Origin of the sequence: Brasilonema sp. UFV-L1 (assembly GCF_012912105.1) — a bacterium.
Taxonomy (GTDB): Bacteria; Cyanobacteriota; Cyanobacteriia; order Cyanobacteriales; family Nostocaceae; genus Brasilonema.
Genome location: NZ_QMEA01000193.1, coordinates 1 through 10,622, shown reverse-complemented (window position 1 = coordinate 10,622; position 10,622 = coordinate 1). Strand labels below are relative to the sequence as shown.

The window sequence follows — 10,622 nt, the reverse complement described above, 5'->3', positions numbered from 1 at the left end:
ACCCCAAAGGGGACCCCTAGCCCCCCGACTTCCCGTTAATCAAACTGTGAAGTACGAACTTTCAATTAAAATAGAAGTCTTTATGATTTAAACTTCAGGTATTAAGCTGATATGTTGATACTCGCGATGCTGATAACTCAAGATGGATCTTGAAGATTGTTACCGTTTATTAGGTTTAAGGTCAGGAGCCTCTTTCGCCGACATTAAAGCGTCTTACCGCCGACTGGCGCAGCAATATCATCCTGATATCAATCCGGATGACACAAAGGCAAAAGAAAAATTTATTGCCGTGACAGAAGCATACAAGCTACTGTTGCAAAGAATTCCGCAACAAGAGACCTCCCCGCCTTCTGATGACTTTCCTGTTGTTGAACATCAGCCAACACAAGCAGCGCGTCCAGGAACAGCTACAAAGGAAAAGCCAAAACAGAAAACAAAGCCACCTAGTTCTTTGGAAATAGAACAGCGGTTGAAGTGGAGAACTTACGAACAGTTACAGCAGTTTTTGAAAGAAAGACGTTTCCCACAGGCGATATCTTTAGCGGAAGCATTAGCACAACGTTTACCAGAAGATGCAGAAGTGCGTCAGTGGCAAGCTATTTCTTATCAACTTTGGGGACGAGCGCTGATTGCAGAAAAACAGCCTCTCAAAGCAAGAATTTACCTAAAAAAAGCCATCAAAACAGACCCTTATAATAAGTCTTTGTGGCATGAGGTACAACGCGATTTTCAGACTTTAGAACATATGTTTTGAGGCGGTTTCATGATTTTTCGTATAATTGTATTTTGATAAAGTTTTGAGCTAGGGAAAGATGATTAACCTAGCAACTGATATTCTATTTTTATGTCTGAAATTACCGTTACCGTTAAATTATTTGCTGCTTATCAAGAAGCTTATGGAGTTCCAGAACTAGTACTGGAATTTCCCCAGGATACACAAGTTGTCGCAGTGCGCGATCGCCTGCTGGACGAACATCCTGAACTCGCTCAACTGCGGGACATTACCCGTTTTGGAGTCAATTTGCAATTTGTTGAACCAGATACCATTCTGCAAGATGGCGATGAAGTGGTGTTAATTCCGCCAGTGAGTGGTGGGTGATAAGCTGTTCCACATCTAATTAGTTACATGGATAGACCAATATGATATGACACAGCTTACAGCGCCAAAACAAATAACTTTACTCAGCTGCGTAGTGGGCAAGGTACCCACCAAGAGCCTTTAGTCAATTTTCCCAGTAAAAACTCGCTCTGCAGGTCCTGTCATATAAAGACGCTGGTCGATTTCTGACCATTCTATCTCTAAAGGTCCTCCAGGAAGTTCCACTGTAGCTTTACGCTCGCACCTCAGAGTCAACACACCCGCTACTAACGATGCACATGCACCCGTTCCACAGGCTAAAGTCATACCAGCGCCTCGTTCCCACACCCGCATTTTTACGTAGTCGGGACGCACCACTTGAATAAATTCAGTATTTATGCGTTGAGGAAAAGCTGGGTGATGTTCAAACTGAGGACCAATGACTTCTAGAGGAATTGTTGCTACATCTTCTACAAAGGTGATGCAGTGAGGATTTCCCGTACTGACACAAGTAACATCCCAAGTTTTGCCTGCTACTTCTAGCGGTTGATTGATAACTTTTTCGTTAGCTGGGTTCATAGTCGTGGGAATTTCACTAGCGAGTAACCCAGGTATACCCATGTCCACCTTAACTTGACCACCTGGCATGAGTTGTGGTGTCATCACACCACCTAGAGTATGAATACGATATTGGTCGCTTTTTTTCGCGCCGCCCTCCAAATCAGCTAAAAAAGCAGCTAGACAGCGAATACCATTACCACACATTTCTGGTTCTGAACCATCAGAATTAAAAATCCGCATGGTGTAGTCAGTGCCGTGTTCTCCAGGTAAGGCAAAAATGACACCATCTGCACCGATGCCAAAGTGGCGATCGCACAACTGAATTGCTTGGTCTGGAGTCAAGACAGGCTTTGATGACGAGCGATTGTCAATCAAGATGAAATCATTGCCCAGACCGTGATACTTGGTAAATTCTATTGCCATAACCAAAGTTTATGAATTATATTGAGTTTCTATTTCATTAGTGTATTGTTCTTTGTCAATAGTAATACGCGCGTTGCATTCAAAGAGATAATTTCATAAACGAACCACGTTAGCGCAGCGTGTCCGTTCGCTCTTAGCGTGCCGCAGGCATAGGACATAGACGCGCTCTTCGTAGCGTGCGCCCTTGGCGCTAAGAGCGCTAAGGAAGAAAAAAGAAGATTACTTGTATGAATGCAACTTGGTATAAGTTATCACTGACTCATCACTAATGACCAATGACCAATAACTCCTGACTATGATTACAGAATTTGACACCTCACTACCAAGCTTTCGGCAAGTACAAAATTTGATACAACAGGCACTCACAATTGAGATTAAACTGCTAACTGGCGACATCTTGATTGGAAGAATGATATGGCAGGATTCTCAGTGTATGTGTCTTATGCATGAAAACAATCAACAAACGATTATTTGGAAGCAAGCGATCGCATACATCAAGCCCAAACATTAGTCATTTGTCTTTTGCTAATAACTAATGACCAATCAGTTATCAATTATCAATTATCAGTTATCAATTTGATAATTGTTGATTGATTTTTGACTAATCTAACACACTATCCAGTGGCAAAAACTCTTTGAGTGCTTCTGCTTCGCCTGCTTTCACGACTGGGATAGATAATGCGACTTCTCTTCTTTCTGGGGTCAGCAAGTGTACAAGTTGATTGAGAGAAGACAAATTTCCACACAACAAAACTTGGTCGTGGACTTGCAAATCCTTGTTAGCATCGGGAAGACGGATAAACTTTCCATCTCGTCGTATTGCCTGCACCATGACTTTATATTTGTTACGGATATTCAAGTCTGCTAAAGTTTTTCCAACTACTGGACTATCGGAACTGATAGTAACCCACTGACAAGCAGTGTTTTTTCCGGGAACAGTAGCTTGTCCTTTAGCAAACTCATCCAAAGCCGCAAATTCATCACTCGATCCGACTACCAAAAGGCGATCGCCCTCTTCCAGCTGAGTTTGAACAGGAGGATAATCGATTTCCTCACCTCCTTGACGACGAATTGCCATCAAACTCACTCCTGTTAAGTAGCGCATATCTGCTTCATCTATAGTCATACCGATGAGGGGTGAACCAGATGGTAAAGCATACCAACGTTTATTCAGATCTTGAGTTGCTTGTCGTAAATCACGGGAAACCTCAGACGCAGATTGTTCAGGGCGCAAATCCAAATAATGACGATTGCGAATTTCCTGCATTTCTCGCTGCACCACAGCAGGTGACAAACCCAAATTAGTTAATATGTAAGTCGCCATTTCCAAACTAGCCTCAAACTCTGGTTGCACAACTTCCCGTGTTCCCAGTTGATAAAGTACCTCAATACTTTTGTCGTTGGTGGCGCGAACAACGACATCTAAATCAGGAGACAATTCCAAAGCGCGTTTGAGGCAAAGACGGGTACTCATGGGATCAGGAAGTGCGATCGCTAATCCTCGTGCGGTGTTAACTCCAGCAGTTTCTAAAACGTGAAAACTCACACAATTACCATAAATATAAGAAACTCCGGCTTCGCGCAACTGCTGAATTCGACTTTCTGCTTGATCAATCACCACGACAGGCAAATTATGCTGTTGTAACAACTTCACCAAATTGCGTCCGACTCGCCCATAGCCGCAAACGACTACATGGTTTTTCGTGGGTAGTTCTTCCGCAACTGCCAATGCCTTACCCTCTGTGTTGAAATAGGGCTTCAGCCAAGGCATTGATTCTATCCAGTTAAATATAATTGGCACCAAACGCAATACGAAGGGTGTCAGCACTAATGTGACTGCTGTTGTTCCTAAAATTAGTAAATAGACTTGTCGAGAAACCAACCCTAGTGCTTGTCCTTCGCTAGCGAGAACAAAGGAAAATTCCCCAATTTGAGCCAGTCCCAACCCGACGATTAATGCTGTTTTCAACGGGTAGCGGAATAATTTTACCAATGGCGTGATAATTAAACATTTACCAATAAATACCAGTGCCACTAATCCCAAAATCAATTGTAGATTGTTCCATAAAAACATTGGGTCGATTAACATCCCAATTGAGGCAAAAAATAAACTGGCAAAAATATCTCGCAATGGCTCAACATATGTAAGAGTTTGGTCAGCGTATTCCACTTCTGAAATCATCAAGCCAGCGACAAACGCACCCATTTCAATAGAAAGCCCCAAAGACTCTGTCAGTAAGGCAATACCCAAACACAATGCCACCACACCTAATAAAAATAATTCTCGGCTTTCGGTACGGGCAAGCAGTCGCAACAAAGGAGGGATAAGCCAAATCCCCGCAACAACTGCACCAGCAGCAAATAAACCAATATGCAACAGTGCCAATACAACTGCTACGACAAGTGTTTCTCCAGGTTGGTGAAGGGCTGGCAAGACTGCAATCATCAGTCCTAGTGCTAAATCCTGAACGACTAGAATTCCCAGCATCACTTGTCCGTGGGGCGTTTCCGTTTCATTACGCTCCATCAAACATTTAAGAACAACAGCCGTGGAAGATAAAGACAAAATTGCCCCTAAAAATATGCCTTTAGCGGGAAGATATGCCCAAGCCCCTACAGCCCCACAGAGCAAAACTGTCACGAGAATTGTCAGACCAATTTGTAGTCCTCCTCCGCCAAGAGCGATCGCCTGAACTTTCTTAAGTTCAGTAAAGGAAAACTCAACTCCCAAGGCAAATAGTAAAAAGGCGACTCCGAACTGAGCTAATGTTTCTACTTGAACCAATTCTTTAATGACTCCCAGTCCGGTTGGGCCAACGACCATCCCACCAATGAGATACCCTAGTAGAACCGGTTGTCTTAAAAGTGCTGCCAGGAGTCCCCCACAGGCGGCAACACCGAAAACTGAAACTAAATCAACTATTAACCTAAAATCTTCCTGCACAAGCTTCTAAAAAAAACGGTTAAGACTTAATAAACTCAGGATACAAACTTTTCCATGAGTGTGGGGAGTATCTAAAGAACAATTGCCAGCACTTTTAGGGCTAACTATATATCTGTTACTTATGATCAGGACAGACGCATTCTTGGTTGTCTTATGTTTAGTATCAAAGACTTAGAGCAATTACAAGTAGAGCATCCGGAATGGCAAATGGAACTGGTAGATGGAAGTATTGTAGTTATGGGACCATCCGATTACGAGTCAGAAGAGATTGGCTCCAGGCTGCTAACGTTCTTAAATATGTGGGTAATGCCGAGGAAATTAGGGCGAGTGACTGGTTCCAGTGCTGGCTTTATTTTGCCTAGTATACAAACAGAAGACACAGAAGTCGGCAATGGAATCAGCAGAAACCTCCGTGCTCCTGATGTATCTTTTGTGAAGGCAGAGCGACTAAAAAAAAGCAAACGCGATTTTGTAGAACTTGTTCCTGATTTAATGGTAGAAGTGAAATCTAAGTCCGACCGTATTAAGCCATTGATAGAAAAGATTCAGTTATTCCTGCAACTTGGGTGTGCGGTTGGTATTTTAATTGACCCTGACAAACTAACAGTAACTGTCTACCGACTCAACCAAGATCCAGTGGTTTTAAAAGACAACAATAAACTGACGTTGCCGGATTTGCTACCAGGTTGGGAAATAACGGTATCAGAATTGTGGCCTCCAGAATTTGAGTAATATGCTTATGACTATCACACGCCCACACCAATACACCATTCATGCTGCTCATCGCTCTTTTGATGGCATCTATACTGTGTAGCCTTTTGACAGATTTACTCTCGTACAAATAGAAAGAGCATCGAAGACTGGGAACTCCCAAGAATAGTAAGCTAGTCTGTTGAACAACAGAAGAATTGAGATTTATACCATTTCTATGACTGTCGAATATCATACTAGCGATTCTCACAAGAAATTCCTGGGTTTAGGCGTTCCAGCGAGCAAAGCCAACCTCAGTGCCATCAGTGTTGTCGTTGGAATATTCGCTGCTTTACCCATAGCTTTAGCAGCGCCTGCAAAAGCGTTACAAGTACAAGTCAATCCAGCAACTCCGAAACTTGGCGATACCATATCAGTTGTGGTGAATCTAGATAATCCCGCAAATGGTAGCAATGTGACAGTCACTAATGGTGATGAGACTTACCCAGCATATGAAATAGCACCGAATCAGTATCGGGCTTTGATCCCGACAACGCCTTTGGAAAAAGCTGGAACCAGAACTCTTCAGGTTTCTGGTGAAGGTCAAGTGCAGAATTTATCAATACAGGTACGCGATCGCAAATTCCCCGTACAACGCATTAATCTACCGCCAGGAAAAGCAGGGGTGAAAGCCACACAGCATGAACTCAATCGTGCAAAATCTTTCCGGGAGGTACGAACACCAGAAAAGTTTTGGGATGGTCCTTTTGTAGCACCCAATAAAGGGCGCTTAACGACAATGTATGGTGTACGTCGCTACTATAATGGTAAATTTGCAAATGACTACTACCATCGCGGCATTGATTATGCTGGCGCAGCTGGTTCGCCTGTTGTTGCTCCAGCGGCTGGACGAGTTGTTTTGGTAGGTCAGGTTTCTCAAGGGTTCCGAGTTCATGGTAATGTTGTTGGAATTGACCACGGGCAAGGAGTGGCTAGTATCTTTATGCATCTGAGTCGTATCAATGTTAAAGAAGGTGATTTTGTCAAACCTGGTGAATTAATTGGTGCAGTCGGTTCAACTGGTGCATCTACAGGTCCGCATTTACACTGGGGACTTTATGTTAATGGAAAATCTGTTGACCCAGTACCCTGGAGAAATCAAGCAGTAAAATAGCAACTATTTGCATATTCTTTGCTCACATATGGGCAAAATATGTAGGATTGATTGGTTGGTACCGTGCCCCCTTGCTTAGATGGCGAAAAAATGATGAGCGTTATGAGTATTGAAAAAATTGTGGAACAAGCTGTCCAAGATGGTTATCTTACACCAGCAATGGAAGCAGAAGTCGGCCGAATCTGTGATAGTGGTAGTACACTCTCAAGACAAGAGTACATGGCGTTGGATCAGCTGATGGGAGCGCTATTGACTGGGGAAGTGGTAGCGGTACCGCGCAAACAATTTATCAACGTTATGGAAGAATTGGTACTGACAGAAGCGATATCCCGCGTAGCGGAAATTGAGGTGACTAGCGAAAGTTCTCTGGATGTTGGGGATATTGCTGCTTACGCCCTCAACCGCCTACCACCTTTGTATGCTACGACAGAAGAAGGTGCTAACTATCAGCGCCAACGTGCCAAAGCAGAACTCCAAGAATTGATTGCTCAACAAGTCGGTCAAGCAATTATTCGCAGCTTAGACCGACCGAATGATGGGACACCTGTGATCACTAAAAATACTGGCAACGAGGTTCTGCGCCAAGTCAGTACCGTACTCCAAGCATATGCACACCATTTTGAGCAAAAATAAAATGATAGTTAACAGTTAATAGTTAATAATAGTTAAAATTTAACTATTAACTATTGACGTACTTCCACAGGTGTGCCTAAACTCACCTGCTTATAAAGCAGACGCACATCAGGATTACGCATCCGCAAGCAGCCGTGAGATATAGCACTGCCCACAACCTCATCATCTGGTGTACCGTGAAAGCCAATTTGATTACGTCCATCTGACCAAAAACCGATCCATCGGTCTCCTAAAGGACTATCCTCACCTGATGGAAAAACTTTACCAGTAATTGGGTGACGCCACATAGGATTAAGTTTCTTGTTCATAATTTGGAAAGAACCAATGGGGGTTTCCCAGCCTTTCTTCCCCACACCGATTGGGTAGCTTGCCATCACAATATCTCCACGATAAACATAAACGCGGCGATCGCTCAAAGCAACTACCAATAGAGTCTTTCCATCTGCCGAGCTAATAGATGATTTTTGTTGAGCCGAACCTTTGGACGATAACAAATTTGCGATACTGGATGCAATGATATTTGGTTTTTCTTGTGTCAGTTGCGACGGTTTTTCCGCTGCCCAAGCTTGGGCAGATAAAATATTTCCACCTGTTCCTAACTTTGTATCAGGATTCGTAGAAGTCGTTATGCGCCAGTGGACAGCGAGAGATAGCAATGCTGTACCAAAACAGAGCAACATGACTACACGCTTTAATATGTCGTTTTTTACTATCGCCATCGTCTACTCTCTCTACCAGACCCAGCTCTTTCATTTAGTATCAGCTTACCCTACCTTACTTTAACCTACAGCCGCTTTGTGCCTCTCATAATCTCATCATCATTATCATTATTAATGATGTATTCCTGCACCTTCCACTCAAGCCAAAGCATAGGGTAGGGTTATTTACTCAATATATTCCTTGCTTTGAGTACTAAAAAGCATGCGACTCACATACACTATGAAAAGTAACAGCTTAATAGCTATCGACTATCAAAAAACATAGAACAAGTCATGCGATCTTAATCAAGGCTTGATCAACATCAAAAACAATATTGGTTAGAAAATTTACTACATAGTTATTTTTACTTACCCAAACCAGACAGCTCTTGCGTTAGGATATTGTCACGATTCCCTCTTAATAAATTCCAGATTCGCAAAATGTGTTTAAATAAAATTAAGTAGTACATTAGTTCTCATCAGAGTTCCAAATCTCCACTCTCTAAATTCATAAGCAAATCCACAAATTTATAGATAAAGTATAAACAGAGGCATCGAATGGCTGTTAACACCACAGATAATGCTGGCAAGCAAAAAGCGCTTAACATGGTACTCAACCAAATTGAGCGTACGTTTGGCAAAGGAACAATCATGCGCTTGGGTGATGCCACCCGGATGCGAGTAGAAACAATTTCTAGTGGAGCACTGACCCTGGATCTGGCATTAGGTGGAGGTTTACCCAAGGGACGGGTGATTGAGATTTATGGTCCAGAAAGTTCCGGTAAGACCACACTAGCACTACACGCAGTCGCCGAAGTGCAAAAAAGAGGCGGCATTGCTGCCTATGTTGATGCAGAACACGCCCTTGACCCCGCCTATGCTGCAGCGTTGGGTGTTGATACTGAAAATTTGTTCATTTCCCAACCTGACACAGGGGAAGCTGCTTTGGAGATTGTCGATCAGCTTGTGCGTTCTGCTGCAGTTGATATTGTTGTTATTGACTCAGTAGCAGCACTCGTTCCTCGTGCTGAAATTGAAGGCGAAATGGGAGATGCCCACGTTGGTCTTCAAGCAAGATTGATGAGTCAAGCTCTACGTAAAATTACTGGAAATATTGGTAAATCTGGTTGTTCAGTAATATTTCTCAACCAACTGCGTCAAAAAATTGGTGTCAGCTACGGTAACCCAGAAACAACAACTGGCGGTAATGCTCTCAAGTATTATGCTTCAGTACGCTTAGATATTCGCCGGATTCAAACCTTGAAAAAAGGTACAGAGGAATTTGGTAACCGTGTCAAAGTCAAAGTTGCGAAGAATAAAGTAGCACCACCCTTTAGAGTCGCAGAATTTGACATTATCTTTGGTAAAGGTATTTCTACTTTGGGTTGTCTTGTCGATTTGGCAGAAGAAACTGGTATCTTACTCCGCAAGGGAGCTTGGTACAGCTACAACGGTGAAAATATCTCTCAAGGGCGAGACAACGCTATTAAGTATTTAGAAGAGAAGCCTGAATTCACTGAAAAGATTAAGCAGCAAGTGCGTGAAAAACTAGAGATGGGGGCTGTTGTTTCTGCGAACTCTGTGAGCAAGACAAGTGAAGACGAAGAAGATGAAGAAGAACTAGAGTTAATCGAAGAAGAATAACACTAGCATTACAGTTTAGTGGGTGGGGCGATCGCTCCACATACCACTTCCCTGTATTGAACACGAGTCTGAGATTTTCCTGAGATTGAACGAGGATATCTAGAGTGAAACTTTCCGTATATAGCAGTCCTAAATCATTCGTGTGAAAGTGCCTGCGCTTGCGCTTAACTCTCTGTTTTCCTCCTCTGGATCCTCTGGATCCTCTGCGGTTAATTACAGCGCTTTTCTTTGTAAATAAACCACGAGGTAGGGGCACGGGCACACGAGTGCCCCTACGAAAATCTGTGGTTCAATTAACTAAAAATAGTTGTAAATAAAAACCTTTGCAAAAACTTAGTTGGGAGGGTCAAAGCGGTTCACAGAAGACGCGATGACAATCATTGGTAAACTAACCAACAGACAAATAATCCATTGATCCAAAGTCATTGGTGCAGTTTGGAACACTGAATTAACAAATGCAGAATTACTGAAAATCAGTTGCAATATCAGTGCTACAATAATGCCACCTAAAACCGCAGGCGCACCGCTCACTCGCTGGGCTTTACCACTTAATCTTGCCATCAATGAGGGGAGTAGCTGGCTAATACTGAGCAGATAAAAAATTCTGCCCATGACTAACGCCTGAATTGACATAGTCCGCGCTAGTTCCAAACTGCCCCAAGGGGCTTGGCTTACCCACTCAAACATCCCAAAAATCAACGTCCAGTTATAAAGAGAAATCGGTGAACTACCACACACTGCCCTAACGGGTCAGTGTGGGCTTCTCAAATCCCCGTA

11 protein-coding genes are annotated in these 10,622 nt (G+C 43.0%); 7 read left to right on the top strand and 4 right to left on the bottom strand.

The window, feature by feature from the left end; translation table 11 throughout:
* Positions 1-142 precede the first annotated feature (142 nt).
* Together DP117_RS31565 and DP117_RS31560 are read left to right on the top strand one after the other, a co-directional pair.
* Positions 143-754 (top strand): J domain-containing protein, encoded by a 612-nt coding sequence (locus DP117_RS31565; RefSeq protein WP_169222131.1) that lies wholly within the window; start codon positions 143-145, stop codon positions 752-754.
* Positions 755-844: 90 nt separating this feature from the next.
* Positions 845-1,099, top strand: coding sequence for a MoaD/ThiS family protein (locus DP117_RS31560; protein ID WP_169222130.1), 255 nt, complete (start codon positions 845-847; stop codon positions 1,097-1,099).
* Positions 1,100-1,219: 120 nt separating this feature from the next.
* On the opposite strand, the gene dapF is transcribed toward DP117_RS31560, so the two are convergent.
* Positions 1,220-2,062 carry a diaminopimelate epimerase gene (dapF, locus tag DP117_RS31555; protein WP_169222129.1) on the bottom strand — a complete coding sequence of 281 codons (843 nt, stop codon included), beginning with the start codon at positions 2,060-2,062 and terminating at the stop codon, positions 1,220-1,222.
* A gap of 295 nt (positions 2,063-2,357) precedes the next feature.
* On the opposite strand from dapF, the gene DP117_RS31550 reads away from it, so the two are divergent.
* Positions 2,358-2,573, top strand: a complete 216-nt coding sequence (locus DP117_RS31550; RefSeq protein WP_169222128.1) for an RNA chaperone Hfq — start codon at positions 2,358-2,360, stop codon at positions 2,571-2,573.
* 90 nt (positions 2,574-2,663) lie between these two features.
* Here DP117_RS31550 and DP117_RS31545 read toward each other — a convergent pair whose 3' ends face one another.
* Positions 2,664-5,006 carry a cation:proton antiporter gene (locus DP117_RS31545; RefSeq protein WP_169222127.1) on the bottom strand — a complete coding sequence of 781 codons (2,343 nt, stop codon included), beginning with the start codon at positions 5,004-5,006 and terminating at the stop codon, positions 2,664-2,666.
* Between the two features lie 153 nt (positions 5,007-5,159).
* Between DP117_RS31545 and DP117_RS31540 the strand changes: the two genes are divergently transcribed.
* The 3 genes from DP117_RS31540 (at position 5,160) to DP117_RS31530 (ending at position 7,503) form a co-directional block, all read left to right on the top strand.
* Complete coding sequence (locus DP117_RS31540) at positions 5,160-5,738, top strand: Uma2 family endonuclease (protein WP_169222126.1); 579 nt, start codon at positions 5,160-5,162, stop codon at positions 5,736-5,738.
* A gap of 196 nt (positions 5,739-5,934) precedes the next feature.
* Positions 5,935-6,870: a M23 family metallopeptidase gene (locus tag DP117_RS31535; RefSeq protein ID WP_169222125.1), complete on the top strand. Its 936-nt coding sequence runs from the start codon at positions 5,935-5,937 to the stop codon at positions 6,868-6,870.
* Positions 6,871-6,963: 93 nt separating this feature from the next.
* Entirely contained in the window at positions 6,964-7,503 is a 540-nt protein-coding gene (locus DP117_RS31530) for a late competence development ComFB family protein (RefSeq protein ID WP_211176456.1), read from the top strand.
* 50 nt (positions 7,504-7,553) lie between these two features.
* Here the strand turns inward: DP117_RS31530 and DP117_RS31525 are convergent, their stop codons facing one another.
* Positions 7,554-8,222: a L,D-transpeptidase gene (locus DP117_RS31525; RefSeq protein ID WP_169222123.1), complete on the bottom strand. Its 669-nt coding sequence runs from the start codon at positions 8,220-8,222 to the stop codon at positions 7,554-7,556.
* Between the two features lie 537 nt (positions 8,223-8,759).
* Here DP117_RS31525 and recA point away from each other — a divergent pair.
* On the top strand, positions 8,760-9,845 hold the full coding sequence (recA, locus tag DP117_RS31520; protein ID WP_169222122.1) for a recombinase RecA: 1,086 nt from the start codon (positions 8,760-8,762) through the stop codon (positions 9,843-9,845).
* Between the two features lie 333 nt (positions 9,846-10,178).
* Here recA and DP117_RS31515 read toward each other — a convergent pair whose 3' ends face one another.
* On the bottom strand, positions 10,179-10,583 hold the full coding sequence (locus DP117_RS31515) for a cation transporting ATPase C-terminal domain-containing protein (RefSeq protein ID WP_169222121.1): 405 nt from the start codon (positions 10,581-10,583) through the stop codon (positions 10,179-10,181).
* Between the last annotated feature and the right edge of the window lie 39 nt (positions 10,584-10,622).

What these genes read in the sequence shown, in the direction of transcription:
- DP117_RS31565 (WP_169222131.1), top strand. Translation starts at nt 143, where the DNA reads ATGGATCTTGAAGATTGTTACCGTTTATTAGGTTTAAGGTCAGGAGCC.
- DP117_RS31560 (WP_169222130.1), top strand. Translation starts at nt 845, where the DNA reads ATGTCTGAAATTACCGTTACCGTTAAATTATTTGCTGCTTATCAAGAA.
- dapF (WP_169222129.1), bottom strand. Translation starts at nt 2,062, where the DNA reads ATGGCAATAGAATTTACCAAGTATCACGGTCTGGGCAATGATTTCATC.
- DP117_RS31550 (WP_169222128.1), top strand. Translation starts at nt 2,358, where the DNA reads ATGATTACAGAATTTGACACCTCACTACCAAGCTTTCGGCAAGTACAA.
- DP117_RS31540 (WP_169222126.1), top strand. Translation starts at nt 5,160, where the DNA reads ATGTTTAGTATCAAAGACTTAGAGCAATTACAAGTAGAGCATCCGGAA.
- DP117_RS31535 (WP_169222125.1), top strand. Translation starts at nt 5,935, where the DNA reads ATGACTGTCGAATATCATACTAGCGATTCTCACAAGAAATTCCTGGGT.
- DP117_RS31530 (WP_211176456.1), top strand. Translation starts at nt 6,964, where the DNA reads ATGAGCGTTATGAGTATTGAAAAAATTGTGGAACAAGCTGTCCAAGAT.
- DP117_RS31525 (WP_169222123.1), bottom strand. Translation starts at nt 8,222, where the DNA reads ATGGCGATAGTAAAAAACGACATATTAAAGCGTGTAGTCATGTTGCTC.
- recA (WP_169222122.1), top strand. Translation starts at nt 8,760, where the DNA reads ATGGCTGTTAACACCACAGATAATGCTGGCAAGCAAAAAGCGCTTAAC.